At 44.4% G+C, this 18,613-nt stretch carries 19 protein-coding genes; 18 read left to right on the forward strand and 1 reads right to left on the reverse strand.

Annotated features, from left to right (window positions below; all coding sequences use genetic code 11):
* Positions 1 to 14 precede the first annotated feature (14 nt).
* The 7 genes from agaW to AC25CA_RS03295 all read left to right on the forward strand — a co-directional run bounded on the left by agaW (position 15) and on the right by AC25CA_RS03295 (position 5,616).
* Complete coding sequence (gene agaW / locus AC25CA_RS03265; protein WP_486815611.1) at positions 15 to 785, forward strand: PTS N-acetylgalactosamine transporter subunit IIC; 771 nt, start codon at positions 15 to 17, stop codon at positions 783 to 785.
* Positions 775 to 1,581 (forward strand): PTS system mannose/fructose/sorbose family transporter subunit IID, encoded by an 807-nt coding sequence (locus AC25CA_RS03270; protein ID WP_486816593.1) that lies wholly within the window; start codon positions 775 to 777, stop codon positions 1,579 to 1,581. The genes agaW and AC25CA_RS03270 overlap by 11 nt, the downstream gene beginning before the upstream one ends.
* 89 nt (positions 1,582 to 1,670) lie before the next feature.
* Positions 1,671 to 2,093: a PTS galactosamine/N-acetylgalactosamine transporter subunit IIA gene (agaF, locus tag AC25CA_RS03275; RefSeq protein ID WP_486815612.1), complete on the forward strand. Its 423-nt coding sequence runs from the start codon at positions 1,671 to 1,673 to the stop codon at positions 2,091 to 2,093.
* Between the two features lie 10 nt (positions 2,094 to 2,103).
* Positions 2,104 to 2,958 carry a tagatose bisphosphate family class II aldolase gene (locus AC25CA_RS03280; RefSeq protein WP_486815613.1) on the forward strand — a complete coding sequence of 285 codons (855 nt, stop codon included), beginning with the start codon at positions 2,104 to 2,106 and terminating at the stop codon, positions 2,956 to 2,958.
* Between the two features lie 8 nt (positions 2,959 to 2,966).
* Entirely contained in the window at positions 2,967 to 3,899 is a 933-nt protein-coding gene (gene pfkB, locus AC25CA_RS03285) for a 1-phosphofructokinase (RefSeq protein ID WP_486815614.1), read from the forward strand.
* 46 nt (positions 3,900 to 3,945) lie between these two features.
* A complete protein-coding gene (locus tag AC25CA_RS03290) occupies positions 3,946 to 4,674 on the forward strand; it encodes an HAD family hydrolase (RefSeq protein WP_486815615.1) in 729 nt (242 codons plus the stop codon).
* A gap of 102 nt (positions 4,675 to 4,776) precedes the next feature.
* Positions 4,777 to 5,616, forward strand: coding sequence for a DegV family protein (locus AC25CA_RS03295; protein WP_486815616.1), 840 nt, complete (start codon positions 4,777 to 4,779; stop codon positions 5,614 to 5,616).
* A 28-nt stretch (positions 5,617 to 5,644) separates the two neighbouring features.
* Here the strand turns inward: AC25CA_RS03295 and AC25CA_RS03300 are convergent, their stop codons facing one another.
* A complete protein-coding gene (locus AC25CA_RS03300) occupies positions 5,645 to 5,983 on the reverse strand; it encodes a hypothetical protein (RefSeq protein WP_486815617.1) in 339 nt (112 codons plus the stop codon).
* Between the two features lie 151 nt (positions 5,984 to 6,134).
* Between AC25CA_RS03300 and nagB the strand changes: the two genes are divergently transcribed.
* From nagB to AC25CA_RS03355, 11 genes are all read left to right on the forward strand, one after another.
* Positions 6,135 to 6,866: a glucosamine-6-phosphate deaminase gene (gene nagB / locus AC25CA_RS03305; RefSeq protein ID WP_486815618.1), complete on the forward strand. Its 732-nt coding sequence runs from the start codon at positions 6,135 to 6,137 to the stop codon at positions 6,864 to 6,866.
* Between the two features lie 233 nt (positions 6,867 to 7,099).
* Positions 7,100 to 7,774 carry a transaldolase family protein gene (locus AC25CA_RS03310; protein ID WP_486815619.1) on the forward strand — a complete coding sequence of 225 codons (675 nt, stop codon included), beginning with the start codon at positions 7,100 to 7,102 and terminating at the stop codon, positions 7,772 to 7,774.
* Positions 7,775 to 7,825: 51 nt separating this feature from the next.
* Positions 7,826 to 9,733: an S-layer homology domain-containing protein gene (locus AC25CA_RS03315; RefSeq protein WP_486815620.1), complete on the forward strand. Its 1,908-nt coding sequence runs from the start codon at positions 7,826 to 7,828 to the stop codon at positions 9,731 to 9,733.
* Positions 9,734 to 9,844: 111 nt separating this feature from the next.
* Positions 9,845 to 10,942, forward strand: coding sequence for an efflux RND transporter periplasmic adaptor subunit (locus tag AC25CA_RS03320; RefSeq protein WP_486815621.1), 1,098 nt, complete (start codon positions 9,845 to 9,847; stop codon positions 10,940 to 10,942).
* Positions 10,943 to 10,951: 9 nt separating this feature from the next.
* Positions 10,952 to 14,059, forward strand: coding sequence for an efflux RND transporter permease subunit (locus AC25CA_RS03325; protein WP_486815622.1), 3,108 nt, complete (start codon positions 10,952 to 10,954; stop codon positions 14,057 to 14,059).
* Positions 14,060 to 14,098: 39 nt separating this feature from the next.
* Positions 14,099 to 14,830 (forward strand): gamma-glutamyl-gamma-aminobutyrate hydrolase family protein, encoded by a 732-nt coding sequence (locus tag AC25CA_RS03330; protein ID WP_486815623.1) that lies wholly within the window; start codon positions 14,099 to 14,101, stop codon positions 14,828 to 14,830.
* A gap of 5 nt (positions 14,831 to 14,835) precedes the next feature.
* Complete coding sequence (locus tag AC25CA_RS03335; protein WP_486815624.1) at positions 14,836 to 15,693, forward strand: DUF4438 domain-containing protein; 858 nt, start codon at positions 14,836 to 14,838, stop codon at positions 15,691 to 15,693.
* A 21-nt stretch (positions 15,694 to 15,714) separates the two neighbouring features.
* Entirely contained in the window at positions 15,715 to 16,587 is an 873-nt protein-coding gene (locus tag AC25CA_RS03340; RefSeq protein WP_486815625.1) for a DegV family protein, read from the forward strand.
* Positions 16,588 to 16,591: 4 nt separating this feature from the next.
* A complete protein-coding gene (locus AC25CA_RS03345) occupies positions 16,592 to 17,137 on the forward strand; it encodes a chromate transporter (protein ID WP_486815626.1) in 546 nt (181 codons plus the stop codon).
* Positions 17,116 to 17,658 (forward strand): chromate transporter, encoded by a 543-nt coding sequence (locus AC25CA_RS03350; protein WP_486815627.1) that lies wholly within the window; start codon positions 17,116 to 17,118, stop codon positions 17,656 to 17,658. The genes AC25CA_RS03345 and AC25CA_RS03350 overlap by 22 nt, the downstream gene beginning before the upstream one ends.
* Before the next feature lie 194 nt (positions 17,659 to 17,852).
* On the forward strand, positions 17,853 to 18,575 hold the full coding sequence (locus tag AC25CA_RS03355) for an NAD-dependent protein deacylase (protein WP_486815628.1): 723 nt from the start codon (positions 17,853 to 17,855) through the stop codon (positions 18,573 to 18,575).
* Positions 18,576 to 18,613: the final 38 nt, after the last annotated feature.

Here is an 18,613-nt window from a genome sequence, read left to right on the forward strand (position 1 = left end):
AGGAGGAATTTCACATGTTTACACAAGCACTTTTAATTGCTCTGTGGGCTGGAATTTGCGGCATCGATATGTTCGATGGTTTGACGCATATTCACCGTCCACTGGTATCTGGTCTTGTCGTTGGCGCGATTCTGGGAAATGTTGAAACAGGATTAATCGCCGGTGCAACCCTGGAATTGGTTTGGATGGGTATGGTGCCATTGGCTGGCGCGCAACCACCTAACGTAGTAATCGGAGGGATCATCGGTACTGCTTTCGCTATTCTTGCGAATTTGGAACCGACAGTTGCAGTTGGAATCGCGGTGCCATTTGCGATTGCGATGCAGGGTTTAATTACGCTATTATTCACGGTATTCTCTCCAGTTATGCACAAGGCTGATCAATTTGCCAAGGCAGCAAATACGAAAGGCATTGATCGTATTAATTATCTTGGTATGACGGTATTATTTTTCATGTACTTTATCGTGGCATTCTTGCCAATATACTTTGGTGCTGAAAACGCAACCGAAGTGGTTCAATCTCTTCCAGCAACATTGATTGCGGGCCTATCTATCGCAGGGGGCATGATGCCTGCCGTTGGTTTTGCCATGCTTTTGAAAATCATGTTGAAAAAAGACTACGTTGCTTTCTTGATCATTGGCTTTATTCTAGTGGCTTATATTGGTCTTGATATCTTGGCAGTTGCTTTATTGGCTGGCGCGTTTGCAGCATATGACTTCTTCAACACAAAGCGGATTGAAGCTTCTGTAGAATCCAATGGAGGAGGTATGAGTGATGGGATTTAAGGACTCAAGTGTAAATAAAGTGATTACAAAAAAAGATTTAAGCAAAATGGCATGGAGATCGCTCTTTCTACAAGCATCTTTCAACTACGAGAGAATGCAAGCTGCGGGGTGGTTGTACTCATTGATGCCAGGCTTGAAAAAAATCCATACAAATGATGATGATCTTTCTGATGCTATGCAAGATCATATGGAGTTCTTTAATACACATCCATTCCTGGTGACCTTCATTATGGGAATTATCATCGCAATGGAAGAAAATAAAGAATCTCGTGAAACCATTCGTGGTATCAAGGTTGCAACCATGGGACCGTTGGGCGGAATTGGCGATGCCTTGTTCTGGTTGACTCTGCTTCCAATTTCTGCGGGAATCGGCGCTTCTATGGCCATGCAAGGTTCAGCGGCAGGTCCAATCTTCTTCTTGGTCGTCTTTAATGTGGTTCATTTCTTGCTACGATTTGGTTTGATGTATTTTTCTTATAATCAAGGGGTAAAAGCGATTCCATTATTAAAGGAAAATACGCAACGTATTTCTCACGCAGCTTCTATTATCGGAGTTTCTGTAGTGGGTGCCTTGATTGCATCGTATATTCGATTGAACCTAGCTGTTGTGATTACAGCTGGTCAAGCGACAGTTAATTTGCAATCTGATGTGATTGATATGGTTATGCCGAAATTATTGCCATTACTGTATACCCTGTTAATGTACCGATTGGTGAAAAAAGGTTGGTCTCCAACCAAGTTGATCGTATTGACTTTGGGCATTGGTGTTCTAGGACATTATATTGGCTTAGTGTAAAGGATACGGGGGGAGGACGTTCAAACGTTTTCCTCTTTTTTATTCAAATGAAAACGTAATTGAGAACAAAAAAGCCAGGAGGAGATTGTATGGCGGGGATTGTGTTGACAGGCCATGGGAATTTTGCCACAGGGATTTTATCAGCTGTGGAATTGATTGCAGGGAAACAAGATGGTATTCAAGCCGTCGATTTTTCTGATGGTATGAGTGTGAAAGAATTGGACTTGGAATTGAAACAGGCGGCAACAGCTGTTGATGGAGAGAATGGGCTTGTATTTTTCTCGGATCTTGTAGGGGGGTCTCCTTTTAAGTCAAGCGTATTGCTGGCGCAGAGTTTAGATGCGGAAGTGATTGCAGGGACGAATCTACCGATGATTTTATCGGTGATCTTTACTGCAAAGAGTCAATCACCTTTATCACTTAAGGAGCAAGCACTAGAAGAAGGAAAAAATGGCGTACTTGCATTTGTCATGCAAGCACGTGTTGAGATAGAAGACGAAGACGGGATTTAGGAGGAAGAATATGGCATTGCAAACTAGTTATTACATGTTAAAAAAGGCACAAGAAGAGGGGTATGCGGTTCCCGCATTTAATATCCATAATCTAGAAACGCTACAAACCGTAGTGGAGATCGCGGCAGAAATGCGTTCGCCGGTGATGATTGCGGCAACACCCGGAACCGTACGTCATGCAGGAAAAAGATTTTTGCTGGCTATGGCGGAGGCTGCAGCGGAAACCTATGATATTCCCATTGCGCTTCATTTGGATCATCATGAAGATGTGGCCGATTTGAAGGAGAGCATTGACATGGGATATCCTTCTGTCATGATTGATGCATCGAAGCATGCTTTTGCCGAAAATATTGAAATCGTGAAAGAAGTCGTTGACTATGCACATGAGCGTGGTGTTACCGTGGAAGCGGAGCTTGGCAAATTGGGCGGCCGAGAGGATGATTTGGTGGTTTCAGACAAGGATGCCTTTCTAACCGATCCCAAAGAAGCGATTGATTTTGTTGAAAAGACAGGTGTTGATTCTTTAGCAGTTGCCATTGGAACGGCTCATGGCCTGTATAAAGCAGAACCTGAATTGGACTATGAGCGATTGACCGAAATTAAAAAGGTCGTTTCCATACCCTTGGTCTTGCATGGAGCATCTGGTGTACCCGGCGAGAGTGTAAAAGAAACGATCCGACGCGGGATCTGCAAGGTGAATATTGCAACAGAGTTGAAGATTCCTTTTTCTGATGCCATGAAGGCCTACTTTGTTGAGAATCCAAAAGCCAATGATCCACGCTACTATATGAAGCCAGCAAAGGAAGCGATGGCAGCAGTTGTTCGAGAGAAAATTGAAATTTGCCAGAGCGCGAATCGCGCCTAGGAGGAAAAATGATTCTTACTATCACAGCAAATCCAGCGATTGACGCACGGTATTTTTTAAATCAGTTTGAAGTGAATCAAGTGGTGCGTTGCGAAACCTATAATAAAACTGCGGGCGGCAAGGGTTTGAATGTAGCCCGGGTTGTTGATCGACTAGGCGAAGAAGTGACCTGTGGGGGATTTGTTGGTGGCAGAAACGGTGATTTTATCCGAGAAACGATTCAAGTCGCAGGCTATGAAGACCATTTTGTAACCATAGGTGAAGAAACGCGTGTTTGTTTGGGAATCTTGGGGGCTGACGGCACCCAAACGGAGATTCTGGAGCGGGGTCCCGTGGTTACTGAGGCGGAACAAGAGCAATTTTTTAAAAGGCTTCCAAAGATGCTGGCAGGTGTTAAGGTGTTAACGATTTCGGGCAGTCTGCCGGCAGGAGTCTATCCAAGCTTCTATGGAAAGCTGGTGGGTGCTGGGAAAGAGGCTGGAGTTACGGTGATTCTTGATACGTCTGGAGAAGCTTTTCGAAGCGGAATACAGGCTGGGCCAGACTTTATTAAACCCAATAGAGAGGAATTGTCTGCGTACTTTGGTCGAGACATTGAAAGCAAAGGACAAGCCATTGAAGCGGCAAAGGAATTGATTGAAGAGGGGGTTGGCGCGGTAGCCGTTTCCTTGGGAGGTCAAGGTGCTGTATTGGTAAGTCAGGGATCTGTAATTGAGGTGGAAATCCCTCAGATTTCCGTTGTAAATCCAGTGGGATCGGGCGATTCCTTTGTAGCCGGATTTGCGGTTGCTCTCTCTCGGAAAAACAGCCTGAAGAAAGCCATGCGTTTGGCATGCGCTTGCGGCACGGCCAATGCCTTGGAGGAAAAAACCGGTTGGATTGAGTTGGAAAAAGTCGAACAAATTTCGAAAGAACTGATCGTTTCTGAGAAAAAAGCTTGATTCTTGAAGAGATACTGGATACGCTTTCGATAAAGGAGTGATGAGGTTGAATGGTTTATCATTGAAAGAAACGTTGAAAAAACTCCCAAAACGACCAATTCCCAAGGTTGTTATCTTTGATCGAGACGGGGTTTTATATGATACTATGCAGTGTCATCATGATTCCTGGGCCGCAATCTATTTGAAGCATTATCAGGTGACCTTGAATCCTGATGAAATTTTTTTAGAAGAGGGTCGTCCGAATGATGAGACAATTGATCGCGTATCTGAAAAGTATGGGATTCCTATTCCACCGCAAGCAGAAAAAGAAGAGATGGTTGTAGAGAAAGAAGCAATCTTTACTACCTACGATACTGATCATCTTTTTTCAGATACGATTCTTATGTTGGATACTGTAATTGCGACAGGGCAGGTACCCATGATCGCCACAGGCGGATACTATGAAGGAATTAAGGAAAAGTTGCTAAATGAGTTGGAAGGTCGCATAGATCTTGCCCATATGGTGACGCGTGTGGATTATAAAAAAGGCAAACCGAATCCAGAACCATATCTTCGTGCCATGGAGATTGCAGGGGTAGAAGCAAAGGAGGCAGTTGTTGTTGAGAATGCACCCTTGGGTGTGCGCTCTGCAGTTGAAGCGGGTGCCTTGGTCTTTGCCATTAACACCGGAGTTTTGTCGGACCAGATTCTTTATGATGAGGGTGCGGTGTGGGTTTTTGATTCTCATCAAGAATTAATTGAAGCTTGGAGCTTGATTATGGCACAATGGAAATAAAAACCAGAAATCACCCTGTTTACCAGGGTGATTTTTTCTATGTATGGGGTATTTATGTTATGATAGAGATGGACTTATACACAGAAAGAGGGAGGTAAGCAGATGCACTATAAGATCGTTGGAGACAGCAGTTGCGATATTACCAAGGAAATGGAAAATGAGATGAACATTGAATTGGCACCCTTGACATTTACCTTGAATGGCGAAGAGTTTGTGGATGATGAAAGCTTGGATTTAGATGGTTATCTAAAAAAGATAGATGAGAGCGATGAGGTGCCAAAGAGCGCTTGCCCGTCAATTCATACCTATTTGGAAAAATTTGAAGGCCCACATGACTGGTTGTTTGGCGTGACCCTGTCATCAGAATTGAGTGGTAGTTACAATAGTGCAGTGAATGCGATGCACATGTTTTTAGAAAAGTTTCCAGAAAAGAAAGCGCATATATTCAATTCGAAGGCCGCGGCCAGCAAGGAAGTACTAATTGCATTGAAAATTGACGAACTGGCGAAAATTGGCAAGAAGTTTGAGCAGATTGTAGAAGAAGTGGAACAATATATCGAGCAAACGAAAACCTTATTTGTCTTGGACAAGGTTGATACCTTAGAGAAAAATGGTCGTTTATCGAAGATGAAAGCAACGATCATTCGCGTATTGAATTTGAAATTGATTTTAACGACAGACAAGGACGGCGCCATTATTTCTGCAACCCAGGCACGTGGCAGCAAAAAGGCGTTGAAAAAACTGGTGGATGAAATGCCGAAATTTGGAACAATTTCAAAAGAAAATTTGGTAGCGATAGCTCATTGTAATGCGCCGGAGCGGGCACAGTATGTGAAGGAGTTAATTGAAAGCATGTATGAGTTTCGTGATGTGATTATTGTAAAAACCCGTGGCTTGAGTTCGACCTATGCCAATGAAGGCGGGGTCATTGTATCGTTTTAAGTGGAAAGGACTGTCTATGACAGTCCTTTTATTTTGGCAAAAGTGGAATTCCGCAGTGCATGCAATGATGTATATTTGTTTGTTTGCCAAAACTTTTTTTGCAGTGGGGGCAAGACCAACTCAAACGAATCCATACGATATAACTGACAAATGCAAGTGCAAAAGTCATGACTGCGAATTTATGGTCAGGATTTCGGATCCAAGCATCAACGAAGAGAAAACTGGAATGATCTTCGCCCAATAGTCGGACTCCAAAAAAGACGATAAGAAGTAGAATAATTGGAATGGACTTTAGATGCATGTTACGTTTCATGTTATGAAATTTTTTTTGTGCTTTTTCTATTTCTGATGGTGTAAAATTCATCATATCACCTCCCGAAACAGTATAGCAAAATTCTTAAAAATCAGGTCTTAACGTTTATTTAAATCGAATCAACTATTTCCATGCAGAGGATTGACAAGAGGAAGCTAGTTCGATAAAATTGGTATATACATTATAACAAGAAGGAGTTAAGCAAATGAAAATAATTGTGGCGAAAAATTATGAAGAACTGAGCCGTAAGGCGGGAAATTTATTTGCAAGCCAATTAATCTTAAAATCCAATGCGGTGATTGGGCTAGCAACAGGCAGCAGTCCGGTGGGGATGTACAAGGAATTGATTCGGATTTATCGGAATGGAGATATTGATTTTGATGAGGTTGTTTCTTTTAACTTGGATGAGTATATCGGATTAACTCCGGACAATGAGCAAAGCTATCATTATTTTATGCGGGAGAATTTGTTTGATCATATTAATATTCGACCAGAGAATATTCATATCCCCAGTGGAATTGCTGTGGATATGACGATTGCAGCCCAAAGTTATGACAAGATGATTGAAGAGGCTGGAGGGATTGATATTCAGATTTTGGGAATCGGAAACAATGGACATATCGGATTTAACGAACCCGATGTGAAGTTTGAGGCGAGAACGCATATCGTGGAGCTGGAACCGGATACGATTGAAGCTAATTCGCGTTTTTTCGATTCGATTGACCAAGTGCCAACCCAAGCGATTAGCATGGGAATCAAGAATATTATGCAATCGAGAAAGATCGTATTGATTGCCAGCGGAGAAGGTAAGGCAAAAGTGGTTCAAGCAATGATTGAAGGACCGATTACACCGGAATTGCCCGCATCTGTTTTGCAATTGCACCCAGATGTTACCATCATTCTTGATCAAGCAGCAGCTAGTTTATTAAGGTCATAAGCAGCAAAGTAAGAGCGCTTCCAAATGTGGATTTTTCAAACACTTGGGGCGCTCTTTACTGTTTTTCAAAATAGATGGGTTTCTTCGAATTTTAATTGGGAAAAAGTCAATTCTTGCCTGAGTGGTTGCGGAAGATTTCAAATATATTGACAGGCGTGGAGAAATCGAAGAAGATAAGATGGAATAATAAAAAACAAGAAGAGACAATAAGGAACAAGAATGGAGGAATTACAATGTTAGTAATGTTGGATACAGCAGATCATCAATCGATTCGAGACGGTTTTGAATATTTTCCTTTAGCGGGAGTAACAACAAATCCATCGATTGTAGCTAAAGCAAAGAGTGACTTTTGGGCGCTTCAAGAGGGAATTCGTACGATTATTGGTCAAGAATCCTTATTATTTGTGCAGGTTGTCGGTCAAACGGCAGAGGAGATGGTGGCGGATGCCAAGGTGCTTCAAGCGCGATTGGGAAACACCACTTTTGTGAAGGTACCTGTAACGAAAGAGGGTTTAAAAGCGATGCCAATGATCAAAAAAGCAGGAATTGGCGTATTGGCAACGGCGGTTTTTACACCGATGCAGGCCTTGTTGGCTGCACGAGCGGGTGCAGATTGGGTAGCACCCTACGTGAATCGTATTGATAATATTACAGGAGACGGGGTTGGCGTGATTGCCGCGATTCGTGATATTTTTGACCAAGGCGGGATTGATACTAAGATTGTGGCGGCTAGTTTTAAGAATGCGCAGCAAGTTTTGGAGTGTGCGAAATTGGGTGCTGAAGCGGTAACTGTTCCCGCTGATATTCTAGAAAAGCTATTGGAACATTTAATGACGGATTGGTCGATGGATCAATTTAATAAAGACTGGGAATCACAGTATGGAAAGAAGACAATCGCTGACTTGTAAGTCTTTTCCTATGGTATAATAGGGGGAGAATTCAACAAGGAGGCGAACGGAATGAAGCGATGGATGATGATTGGATTGATTGTTATACTTAGCATTCAGCCTGTATTTGCAGGATCCTTTCGGGATGTTGCAGGCAGTGATTATGAATGGGCAGACCAGTATATCGATACGATGAATGAAAAGGGAATCTTAAAAGGGTATGACGGTGGCATATTCAAGCCAGGGGATTCGGTTACCTATGAACAAGCCCTTGTTATGGCGGGACGTTTATTTCAATACTCTACCGATGAAGTGACTCAAGCGAGCAAAAGCTATCAATCAACCTTGGTTACCTTGGGAGCGGCGAATTGGGCCAAAGCAGATATCGCGATTGCTTTAAACGAGGGTTTGATTTCGGTTGAAGAGTTGAAAGCACTCTATGATAAGGACCGTGCCCAAAAAGTGAATAAGGGACAGATTACCCGAATTTTGGCGAGAGCCTTGGGATTGGAACAGGACGCGAACAATGTTTTGATCTATCAAGAGGTAGAAAAGTTCACCGATTTTGCAAGCAAGAAGAATGATGCGAATTGGGCTTATGTGGAAGTCATGGTGAAAGCGGGAATCATCAATGGATTGACGGATCCGGATACCGGAAAGCTTGTTTTTCAACCAGATTCTCAGGTAAGTCGTGCAGTTATGGCGACCCTTTTATCAAGAACCTATTCAAAGATGGAAGCAGGTGGATTGATCCATACGGGTTCTAAAACACCACCGGCTACGACTAATTCTTTGACTACGACAATTTCTAATCTAATTCCGTCGGGGAGTAATCACTTCGTTCAATTGCAACAAACAAGTGAATGGTATCGTGTCGATAGTCTTGCAGTGCTGACACGTAATGGCCAAGTAGCAACTTTGGGTAACTTCGTTAAGGGAGAAACGGTTGTTGTGACCTATGCTGTGGATGATAACCCGGCCAACAATACTTACAAGTTGTTAACCATGACAACAAGTGGGAGCGGGCAAGCAAATCCATCGAATCCACCGTTAGGCACGGTAGTATACGAAGGGATGGTCACCCAGCGAAGTGACAGTAATGGGTCAATTACCTTTGTCCAAGATAGTTTTGAAAATGAAATAAAGGCTTACAAGACATGGACGGTTAATAAAACGTTTCCTATTACTTTGGGATTTGAAAGCACAACGGCATCATCTTTGATGCAGAATCAATATGTTCAAGTAAATGCCAATAATGGGCAGGTTGTTTCGATTACGGCTTGGCCTGCGACAACAACGATCAGTGGTGTTTTTCAAGGGATTGTATTTGGCCAACAAAATAAGGTCAAACTTGTATCGAATGGCGTAACAAGAGAACTAGCCTTAGGAAATTCCGTTTATGTGATGAAAAATGGCAGACAAATTTTAGTAACTGAATTAGCGGTTGGTGATGCAGTTACCATGACTATGAGTTATCAAGAAGTCTCTTCGATTATGGGAACGGCGACTACGGCTCAAACCATTCAGGTTGAGGTGGTTTCAGTAACCATTGCAGGAACAACGGAGTTAAGAGTGCGCACCTCAACGGGTGTGGAGTCAACGTATTCAGTAACCAGTGCAACGCCAGTATATCAAGGTAACGGACAAATTCAAATCTTTGATTTGCGGCCCGGCAACCAGATTACTTTATATGTAATGGGGGATCAGATTCTAAATATTTCCGTTCAAACTCAAAGTGGTTCGGCCGCTTTTGTTGGGCGCTTACTCTTATCTGATTATGGACTCCAACTAATGATGCTTGAAAAGGATGACGGCACACAAGTTAATGTTTACTATAATCAACAGACTAATTTTATTAATTCATCAGGACAGTCAACTTCCTATGGACAATTGAGTACAGGCAATCAGATTTCCATTGCAGGTACTTATAACAGCGAAGGCAAGTTGATTGCCAATACAGTCATGATTTTGACCCAATAAATGTAAAGTCTCCGTTTCATCTTTGATGAAGCGGAGCTTTTTTATTCTCATCGGAAATGGTGTACAATGAGAAGAGAAATTAATGAGAATATTTGATACAAAGGAGTAGCAATGAAACGAGTATTGGGAATTTTTCTAGCAAGTGTATTGATTCTAACAGGGTGTCAGCCTCCCCTTGAAATAACTGAAGAGCCCTATGTTCCTGTCGAAGTTACAGATGTACAAACCATGAACCTAGAGCAACGTGCGGCGCTGTCTGGTGTGTTGATGGCTAATCGAGAAGCGATGATTATGGTGCCAATAGCCGCAGCAGTCGAGCGTGTTGATGTGCGGTTGGGCCAATGGGTTGAGGAAGATGATCCGTTATTTCGATTAGATGCAGAAGCGATTGAGGATCAGGTTGAACAGGCTGCAGCTGCTTTTGATCAAGCTCGTGCCGGCTATGAAAGCAACCTGGAACAATTGCGATTGGCCCAAACTACAGCCGAGCGCTTGAAACGATTGTATGAAGCTGGCGCGGTGTCGAAGAGCGAGTGGGAACAGGCCAAGCTTGCAGCTTCACCCGAGATGATTGATGCCTTGCTTGCAGGCTTTCAACAAGCGAAAACGATGTATGATCAAACCAATTCTTTGCTGAATGATTTAGAGGTGAAGGCACCGATCTCGGGAAAGGTTTCATACCTTGGGGTGACGGAGCAGGGCTATGCGGCACCCGGGCAGCCGGCTGCTATTATTTCGGATGCCTCCACGATGAAGGTGGCGGTAAACTTGCCGTCGAAACTGATTTCTTTGATTTCGGTGGGGGATTCGGTTTCTCTTGAGATTCCAGCGATTCAAACGCAAACTATTGGAGAAATCTTGGCCATCGGTTCAGCTGTGGATCAGCAGACTTTTTTGTACCCGGTGGAAGTAAGGCTAGAAAATCAGGCAGGGAAGCTGTTGCCAGGCATGTTTGCCAAAGTTTATTTGGTTACTGAGAGGCGAGATGGAGTGGTAGCCATTCCCATTGAAGCCGTTATTGAGAAGTTAGGTCTTAAAAAGGTCTTTGTGCAAGAGGAAGACCGCGCCGTGGAACGTCTAGTTGAAACTGGTTTGGATGACGGAAGCTTTGTTGAGATTGTATCGGGACTCTCCGTAGGAGAAAAATTGATTGTCAAGGGTCAAAGCTTTTTGGAAGACCAAGCACGGATTTTGGTTGTGGAAGAGTAGGAGGACAAAATGTTATCAAAGTTTGCAGTTGGTCGTCCCACAACCATTGTGATGATGACCCTGGTCCTTTTGCTTCTGGGGATCATATCATTTCTTAATATTCCGGTGGATTTGTTTCCGGAAATAGAAGTCCCTGTCTTAATCGTATTGTCGGATTACGAAGGGGTATCACCATCAGAGATTGAAAAATTAGTAACGCGACCATTGGAAGGAGCCACCGCTGCTGTAGAAGGACTGGTTGATTTGCAGTCTATTTCCTCGGAGGGGCGTTCTTTGGTGGTTGCGCAATTTGATTATGGTACGGATATGGATCAAGCGTCTTTAAAGGTGCGAGAACGGGTAGACATGGTGGAAGGTTTTTTGCCGGAGGATGCTTCTGCACCCACGATCTTGCGCTTTGACCCCAGTGATTTGCCGATTCTTGATATCGCTTTGACGGCGCCAGCCCTTTCGTCACTGGAGTTGCAATCCTTTGTAGAAGAGGAACTGAAGCCAAAGCTGGAGCAAGTAGATGGTGTAGCTAATGTTGATATTATCGGCGGTGTGGAAGATCAAGTCGAGATTCGATTCAGCCGCGAGCAACTGGTTGGTTATGGCTTGGATATCGCGCAGATTCAGCAGATTCTGGCGGCAGAAAACTTTAACCTGCCTGCAGGTCAAGTGAGTCGAGGCAACCGTTCCTTAAGTGTGCGGGCCATTGGTGAATTCCAATCTATCGAGGAAGTGCGGGACCTCTTGTTGCCTCTGCCTCGTGGTGGACAAGTTCGCTTGGGTGAATTGGCTCAGGTTGAACGGATCGCCAAGGAAGGAACAACCAAAACCCTGATTAACGGTCAAGTAGCGGTGGAGCTTTCTATCAACAAGCAGTCTGGCACCAATACGGTTGCTGTATCGGATCGAATGGAAGCGGAACTAGCGACCTTGCTAGAGGCCTATCCCGAGATTGAAATGATTCGGATTCTTGATCAGGCGGAAGTCATTCGATTGGCCATTAAGGCCGTTATTCAGGATGCGCTGATCGGCGCTTTTTTGGCTGTATTGATTTTGTATATCTTTCTGGGTAATTATCGGACCACATTGATTATTGCGATTACCATTCCAGTTTCGATTATTTCGACCTTTATTTTATTATTCTATACGGGTATTACCATCAATCTGATGACCCTGGGTGGCTTGGCACTGGGGCTGGGGATGCTGGTGGATAACTCCATCGTTGTTTTGGAAAATATATTCCGCTTTCGGCAGGAAGGCTATGATTTCAAAGAGGCTGCTGTACGGGGAGCCAAGGAAGTGAGTTTATCGGTAATGGCATCGACATTGACAACCATTGCTGTCTTTTTACCTATTTCTTTTGTTGGGGGATTGACCTCGATTATTTTTCGGGAACTTGCATTAACGGTTACCTTTTCGCTGTTGACATCCCTGTTACTGGCTCTGACTTTGATTCCCATGCTATCATCTTTATTGCTGACGGACAGACAGATGGAACTGGCTTTTACGGATGAGGATCAACGCCACCGATTGATTGGTCGCATTCGACATCAGTTTGAGTCGCTTCGCCTGCTATATAGCCGAACTTTGAAGCGAGCCTTGCGGAATCGGAAAAAAATGGTAGCCGGAGCTGTAATTTTTATGGTTGTGGCCGTCTTTTTGGCTTTCTTCCTAGGGCAGGAATTCATTCCTGAGATGGACGAAGGTTTGGTGCAAGTGGATGTACGCCTGCCGGATGGTGCACAGTCCCATGAAACGGAAATGGTTCTAGCTAAGATTGTTCAACGGATTCAACCCATAGCAGAAGTGCAGTCCTTGTTTACGCGAGTTGGATCAAGTGGAAACCAGGGCATGGTTTCTGCAGCTGGGAATCGTGGCCAGGTTTCTGTGATCTTGTCCTCTCTTCAGGACCGAGAGATAGAGATTCAAGTGATTGAAGCTGAAATTCGAGAAGCAGTAAAAAATATTCCTGGTGCGGAAGTTTCGGTGATGGTTCCATCGTCCACCAACCTTTCCACTGCGGCAGCACCTTTGGAAGTTAAGATTCTTGGCGATGATTTGGATGCTCTGCAAAAGGTAAGCGATGATGTGGTGCGAGAACTTTCAAAGCTTGCGTCCCTGACGGAAGTCAAAAGTGACCTAGCAGAAGGGATCCCGGAGGTTTGGGTCGTACCGGATCGATTGATCGCTTCACAATATGGATTGACAACAGCGCAGATTGCACAATCGGTCAATCAGCAATTAAGTGGTATCGCGGCGACTCGGCTGAAATTAGGCGGGAAAGAAGTGGAGGTACGCCTGCGGGGTGATTCGATTTACAGCGAAAATATGAATACCCTTTCCCAAACGCCAGTTGTGGGTTTTGGGGGATTAAGTGTTCCCCTGGGGGAGGTTGCTGAGATTCAATTAAAGCAGGGACCTATCAGCATCAATCGGGAATCTCAGTCAAGATTGATTTCGGTGACGGCTCAATTGGCATATGGAGATGCGGCAGATGCTGCGGTGGTGGCTGAAAAAGCCCTCGCTTCCTTGCAAATGCCGAAAGGAGTGCGGGTGGAAATTACGGGAGAAAATGAAGAAATTGAAGAGGCTTTTTCCGATCTGGGCTGGGCCATGCTTCTGGCAGTTGTTCTGGTGTATATGGTGCTTGCATCGGAATTTGAGTCTCTGCTAAACCCATTTATTATTCTATTGATTGTGCCCCTGTCCTATGCGGGCGCTCTCTATGGATTAACCTTGTTCCAGCAAACCCTGAGCGTACCGTCGATTATGGGCCTGGTCATTATTACGGGGATTGTGGTGAATGATGCCATTGTGTTGATTGATTATGTCAACATACGAAGAAAGCAAGGGGAATCGCGGGAAGAGGCCTTGCTGGCGGCGGGTCCGATTCGGATGCGGCCAATTCTGATGACAACCTTGACAACCGTTCTAGGGTTAGCGCCTTATATGGTTGGAACCGATGAGGCGTCGATGTTTATGCGTCCTATGGCAGTCGTTGTGATCTTTGGATTGATCACTTCAACCCTCTTGACCCTGGTATTGTCCCCTGTGATCTATTCCCTCTTTGATGATCTTTCCATTAAAATCGGGTCTCGGATGCACAGAGGGGTTTCAAGCAAGTAAAGATTTCGGTATAATAAAAGGCAGTTGAGGAGGTGGCTTATGAAACCAGTGATTGGTGTTTTGGGAAATTTGACAACCGTAGAAGAAAGGGCGGTGACACGCGCCTTTGTCAATCAATCGTATATTGATGCGGTTGAAAAAGCAGGTGGTGTACCCTTGGTCTTTCCGGTTGGAATCGATCGAAAGGCAACTGCGTATTTGTTGGAGCGGGTAGACGGACTGTTAGTAACCGGAGGGATAGACGTGCATCCTTTCTATTATGATGAGGAGCCTTATGAGGAATTGGGAGCGATCTTGCCCACCATGGACTTATTTCATATTGAAGCTGTTCGAAAAGCGGTTGAGATGCAGATGCCTATTCTTGGTATTTGTCGGGGCCTGCAGGTGATGAATGTTGCTTTCGGCGGAACCTTGTTTCAAGATTTGAGCCATATTCCTACCATGGTCCTAAAGCATCAGCAAGAAGGCAGCCGAACTCTAGGCATGCATTATGTTGAAGTCGAGGCAGGTAGCCGGTTACGAAAAATGATCGGGGAAAGGGTGATGGTGAACAGTTTACATCATCAATCCATCAAAGACCTAGCACCAGATTTTAAAGTAGTGGCCAAGGCGAGTGATGGAGTGGTGGAAGCCATTGAGAAAAAAGAGTATGGATTTTGTTTGGGGGTGCAGTGGCATCCTGAAGAAATGATTCAAGTATCGAGCGCGATGAAGCCAATTTTTCAGGGCTTTATCAATGCGACTCGAACGGAAGGTCTGGGAGGAAAATAAAAGCGATGGCAAAAACGAATAGAGAACGGTTGATCAGACAATCGGTACAAGGAAAAGTACATCATCCATTGGGTAATGATTTTCGAGTAGAACGAGACGGAGAGCCGCGGATTTTACCTGCAACGGGTGGAATTTGCTACAACGTGAAGGTTGGGGATCCGGCCTTTGGTTGGGAAGGTGATCATATTGAACCGGGCGTTTCTGTACGAAACGAAGAGGTGAGGGAGAATCAAGCCTTTACCGCCTTGTCATGCATTGGCAATGAAGCGATTGTTGTGTCGGGTGATGCCAAGGGTGATCGAGGTTATGTAACAGGAAAACACGGTGGCATTGATCATGTTCTGGTGTATTTTGATGATGAAACCCTAAATGCCTTGGCGATCGATGATAAAATTATGGTTCGCGCCCATGGACAAGGATTAAAATTGAATGCGTACCCGGAGATCAAGGTGATGAACATTGACCCAGATCTCTTTGATCGGATTCAAATTGAGGAAAAAGAGGGGCGTTTGATTGTTCCAGTTGCGGCGGAAGTGCCGGCAGTGATGATGGCATCCGGTTTGGGGGCGCGCCATGCTTACTCGGGAGATTTTGATATTATGACTGGGGATAAGGCTGGGATAGAGGCATCAGGGATTGATCAGCTTCGATTCGGTGATCTAGTCTTGCTAAAAGATATGGATTGCGCTTATGGGTATGACTATCGCCCTGGTGCTGTGAGTATTGGGGTTATCGTCCACAGCGACTGCATCAAGATGGGGCATGGCCCTGGGGTTACTGTGATTCTAACCAGTCGTGATGGCAAGATTGACGGCCTTATTTCTGAAGGTGCAAATATCAAAGACATTATTGAAAACGCATAAATCTTGAATTGGGGAGAGAGTATGGGGATAAGAATACTGACAGACAGCGCGGGAGACTTGCGGCCTCAAGAAATTGAGGATCTGCAAATTGTAGAGCTGCCCATTGTCATCCTTGTGGATGATCAGGAGTTTTACGAAAATGAGACCATACAAAAGAGCCAAGTCTATGACAGACTCAAAGAGGGGAAACGAGTTACGACGGCACAGATTACCCTGCATCGATTTTTGGAACAATTTAAGGCATTTGCTTCAGCAGGCGAATCGTGCATCTATGTGTCCCTGTCATCCAAACTTTCGGGAACCTATCAGGCGGCTTGTCTGGCAAAAAAACAGATCATGGATCGCTACCCGGATTTCGATTTAACCATCTTTGATTCCCGTTCGGTTTCTTACGGACAGGGATTGATGGCAAAGCGGGCAGCAGAATTGGCAAATTTGGGTGTGCCGAAGGAAATGATTCTTGAGTCGCTAAATTTTTTCCGGGACAAAATGCGTATTTACTTCACAGTTGGAACCCTAGAATATCTTTATAAAGGTGGCCGATTGAGTAAAACGTCTGCCTTATTGGGTGGACTTTTGGGCATTGCGCCAATCCTTGGGATTGAAAATGGTCAAGTAGTTGTGATCGGAAAGCAAAGAGGCGTCAAGAAGGCATGGCGGAAGATGATTGATTTAATGGATGTTGAGACCCAATGCGAGCCTACCATGCTTGTTGTGGGAAATTCCGGCACCCTAGATGATGTTGACCGATTTCTTAGATTGATGAGCAAGCGACTTCCGGGTGTAAACCCGGAGGTGATTTTGCCTGGAGCGGCAATTGGTGCCCATACGGGGCCAGGACTTCAAGCAATATTTTATTTGGCAGAGAAAGAACCTGAAAAATCGGAAGGATAAGGATATGGGGAAAAAAGTAAAACCTAGCTTGGTCGAGGTGTTTCAGCTGATGTTTGTTAGTGCTGCAACAACCTTTGGAGGTGGCTACGCCCTAGTGCCCGTGTTGGAGACTTCCATTGTAGAAAAAAAACAGTGGATGGAAGAAGAAGAATTTTTGGATGCTTTGACGATTGCACAGAGCATTCCAGGCGTCTTGGCAGCGAATATCGCCTTGATTTTGGGCCGAAGAATTTATGGGCTTAGAGGTGCGCTGGTGGCATGTCTTGGTGCTGTGCTTCCTTCTGTGATCAGTGTGATGATTATTACCATGCTGTATGAACAGGTAAAAGACGCGCCATTGATGCGCGGATTTTTTGCCGGCGTGAAGCCAGTGGTTGTGGCCCTTTTATTTTTTAGCTTTCTTAAACTGGCGAGGCGGATTCCCCGCCGATTCTATGATTGGTCCTTGTTGTTGGGGACCTTTGTTGCCGTTGGATTTTTTCGTATCAATCCCTTCTGGGCAATATTATTGGGAGGGGGGCTGTCGCTATGGCGCAAGGATTTGCCATAATATTGGACTTGTTTATTACATTTTTTAAGATTGGAGCTATGGGCTTTGGTGGTGGACTTGCTATGCTGCCCTATATCGAGCAACAGGTTAGTGTTTATCATCATTGGTTGTCAGAGGGAGAATTTTTGGATCTTTTGGCGATAGCTCAATCGACACCAGGACCCATTGCCATTAACTCATCCACCTTTGTAGGATTTAGAACGGCGGGTATTTTGGGTGCGGTTGTCGCTTGCATAGGGGTAATTTTCTTTGCCGTTTTTGCAATTAATCTGCTTTCGTCTTTTTTGGATAAAAATGTTGAAAATCCCCGTATTAAGCAATTGTTTTTGACCCTGCGTCCCATAACAGTGGGCTTGATTTTGGCTGCAGCATTTACAACGGGGTCAAAGGTATTGGTTGATTGGCCCTCAGTTGGGATTGCGCTTGTTGCATTTTTCTTCTTGAGTCGCTTAAAATTGCATCCCATTGTAGTTGTATTGAGTTTTGGGGTGACGGGAGCATTATTCTATTTATTCGTATGAAAAAACCCAACGGTTTCCGTTGGGTTTTTACCAAATGATGTGAGGAGTCCACGAGGAGAAATTCCACAGTTCATGGACATCGTTTGGTCTTATCATATGTTTGTTTCAACTATATTATAGTACAGTAGAATGGAATGAACAACAATTTGCATTGAAAATAAGAGGGGTTTATGAATGTTAAAGGGAGTTATCTGATGAAAAATCAATTAAAAATTTGGATGAAAGAAAGTCGATCCATCGTCTTTTTTGGTGGCGCTGGTGTGTCGACAGAAAGTCAAATTCCTGATTTTCGATCGGCGGATGGCTTGTATCAAGCAAAGAGTGAGTTTAATCATCGCCCAGAAGAGATGCTTAGTCATGATTTTTTTGTAAATGAGCCTGAAACCTTTTATCGCTATTACAGAGGGTTTATTCTGCATCCAGAGGCCAAGCCGAATGCGGCGCATTGTGCTTTGGTTGAATGGGAGAAAATGGGAAATTTGGCTGGTATAGTTACTCAGAATATCGACGGACTTCATCAAGCCGCAGGATCAAAGAATGTGATGGAACTTCACGGGAGCGTTCATCGAAATTATTGCGTGGGCTGCGGCGCAACCTATCCGCTTTCTTTTATGGTGGAATCAGAGGGAATTTCTCGCTGTAGGAAATGCGGTGATATAGTTCGACCGGATGTGACACTATATGGGGAAGGGTTGGCTAATAAGGTGACCCAAGCGGCTATCGAGCTGATTCGCAGAGCAGACATGTTGATTGTCGGCGGAACATCACTGGTGGTTTATCCCGCCGCAGGACTGCTTCGCTATTTTCGAGGAAACCGATTGGTCCTGATCAACAAAGAGGCAACACCCTTTGATGACAAGGCACAATTGATTGTTCGTGAGTCGATTGGCAAGGTTTTGAAAGAAACCTTGGAATAAGCTTGTAACTGTCAATTTCATATGGTATGATAAGTAAA

Source organism: Gottschalkiaceae bacterium SANA (genome assembly GCA_036323355.1).
Lineage (GTDB): Bacteria > Bacillota > Clostridia > Tissierellales > GPF-1 > GPF-1.

What these genes read in the sequence shown, in the direction of transcription:
- agaW (WP_486815611.1), top strand. Translation starts at nt 15, where the DNA reads ATGTTTACACAAGCACTTTTAATTGCTCTGTGGGCTGGAATTTGCGGC.
- AC25CA_RS03270 (WP_486816593.1), top strand. Translation starts at nt 775, where the DNA reads ATGGGATTTAAGGACTCAAGTGTAAATAAAGTGATTACAAAAAAAGAT.
- agaF (WP_486815612.1), top strand. Translation starts at nt 1,671, where the DNA reads ATGGCGGGGATTGTGTTGACAGGCCATGGGAATTTTGCCACAGGGATT.
- AC25CA_RS03280 (WP_486815613.1), top strand. Translation starts at nt 2,104, where the DNA reads ATGGCATTGCAAACTAGTTATTACATGTTAAAAAAGGCACAAGAAGAG.
- pfkB (WP_486815614.1), top strand. Translation starts at nt 2,967, where the DNA reads ATGATTCTTACTATCACAGCAAATCCAGCGATTGACGCACGGTATTTT.
- AC25CA_RS03295 (WP_486815616.1), top strand. Translation starts at nt 4,777, where the DNA reads ATGCACTATAAGATCGTTGGAGACAGCAGTTGCGATATTACCAAGGAA.
- AC25CA_RS03300 (WP_486815617.1), bottom strand. Translation starts at nt 5,983, where the DNA reads ATGATGAATTTTACACCATCAGAAATAGAAAAAGCACAAAAAAAATTT.
- nagB (WP_486815618.1), top strand. Translation starts at nt 6,135, where the DNA reads ATGAAAATAATTGTGGCGAAAAATTATGAAGAACTGAGCCGTAAGGCG.
- AC25CA_RS03310 (WP_486815619.1), top strand. Translation starts at nt 7,100, where the DNA reads ATGTTAGTAATGTTGGATACAGCAGATCATCAATCGATTCGAGACGGT.
- AC25CA_RS03315 (WP_486815620.1), top strand. Translation starts at nt 7,826, where the DNA reads ATGAAGCGATGGATGATGATTGGATTGATTGTTATACTTAGCATTCAG.
- AC25CA_RS03320 (WP_486815621.1), top strand. Translation starts at nt 9,845, where the DNA reads ATGAAACGAGTATTGGGAATTTTTCTAGCAAGTGTATTGATTCTAACA.
- AC25CA_RS03325 (WP_486815622.1), top strand. Translation starts at nt 10,952, where the DNA reads ATGTTATCAAAGTTTGCAGTTGGTCGTCCCACAACCATTGTGATGATG.
- AC25CA_RS03330 (WP_486815623.1), top strand. Translation starts at nt 14,099, where the DNA reads ATGAAACCAGTGATTGGTGTTTTGGGAAATTTGACAACCGTAGAAGAA.
- AC25CA_RS03335 (WP_486815624.1), top strand. Translation starts at nt 14,836, where the DNA reads ATGGCAAAAACGAATAGAGAACGGTTGATCAGACAATCGGTACAAGGA.
- AC25CA_RS03340 (WP_486815625.1), top strand. Translation starts at nt 15,715, where the DNA reads ATGGGGATAAGAATACTGACAGACAGCGCGGGAGACTTGCGGCCTCAA.
- AC25CA_RS03345 (WP_486815626.1), top strand. Translation starts at nt 16,592, where the DNA reads ATGGGGAAAAAAGTAAAACCTAGCTTGGTCGAGGTGTTTCAGCTGATG.
- AC25CA_RS03350 (WP_486815627.1), top strand. Translation starts at nt 17,116, where the DNA reads ATGGCGCAAGGATTTGCCATAATATTGGACTTGTTTATTACATTTTTT.
- AC25CA_RS03355 (WP_486815628.1), top strand. Translation starts at nt 17,853, where the DNA reads ATGAAAAATCAATTAAAAATTTGGATGAAAGAAAGTCGATCCATCGTC.